1 protein-coding gene is annotated in these 1,253 nt (G+C 66.7%); it reads left to right on the forward strand.

All coding sequences use genetic code 11. The annotated features are described in order from the left end of the window. A partial coding sequence (locus ACFOY2_RS54630) for a DNA-directed RNA polymerase subunit beta (protein ID WP_449290164.1) occupies positions 1–1,253 on the forward strand: 1,253 nt, incomplete at both ends.

Here is a 1,253-nt window from a genome sequence, read left to right on the forward strand (position 1 = left end):
CAGGACGACGTGCTGTCCTCGATCCACATCGAGGAGCACGAGGTCGACGCCCGCGACACCAAGCTGGGCCCCGAGGAGATCACCCGGGACATCCCGAACGTCTCCGAGGAGGTCCTGGCCGACCTCGACGAGCGCGGCATCATCCGCATCGGCGCCGAGGTGGTGAACGGCGACATCCTGGTCGGCAAGGTCACCCCGAAGGGCGAGACCGAGCTGACGCCGGAGGAGCGGCTGCTGCGCGCGATCTTCGGTGAGAAGGCCCGCGAAGTCCGTGACACCTCGCTGAAGGTGCCGCACGGCGAGCAGGGCAAGGTCATCGGGGTTCGGGTGTTCTCCCGTGAGGAGGGCGACGAGCTGCCGCCGGGTGTCAACGAGCTGGTGCGCGTGTACGTGGCCCAGAAGCGTAAGATCACCGACGGCGACAAGCTGGCCGGCCGGCACGGCAACAAGGGCGTCATCTCCAAGATCCTGCCGGTCGAGGACATGCCGTTCCTGGAGGACGGCACCCCGGTCGACATCATCCTCAACCCGCTGGGCGTGCCCGGCCGGATGAACGTCGGCCAGGTGCTGGAGACCCACCTGGGGTGGATCGCCGCCCGCGGCTGGGACATCTCCGGCATTCAGGAGGCGTGGGCCGAGCGGCTGCGTGACAAGGGCTTCGAGAAGGTGGCCCCGCGCACCAACATGGCCACCCCGGTCTTCGACGGCGCGCACGAGCAGGAGATCGTCGGCCTGCTGGACAGCACCATCCCCAACCGTGACGGTGACCGGATGGTGCGGCAGAGCGGCAAGGCCCAGCTGTTCGACGGCCGCTCCGGTGAGCCGTTCCCGTACCCGATCGCGGTCGGCTACATCTACATCCTGAAGCTGCTGCACCTGGTCGACGACAAGATTCACGCGCGTTCGACCGGTCCGTACTCGATGATCACGCAGCAGCCGCTGGGTGGTAAGGCGCAGTTCGGTGGTCAGCGGTTCGGTGAGATGGAGGTGTGGGCGCTGGAGGCCTACGGCGCCGCCTACGCCCTGCAGGAGCTGCTGACCATCAAGTCCGACGACGTTCTCGGCCGGGTGAAGGTCTACGAGGCCATCGTCAAGGGCGAGAACATTCCCGAGCCCGGTATTCCGGAGTCGTTCAAGGTGCTCATCAAGGAGATGCAGTCGCTGTGTCTCAACGTCGAGGTGCTGTCCAGCGACGGCATGTCGATCGAGATGCGCGACACCGACGAGGACGTCTTCCGCGCCGCGGAAGAGCT

Source organism: Nonomuraea purpurea (genome assembly GCF_042650645.1).
GTDB lineage: Bacteria > Actinomycetota > Actinomycetes > Streptosporangiales > Streptosporangiaceae > Nonomuraea > Nonomuraea purpurea.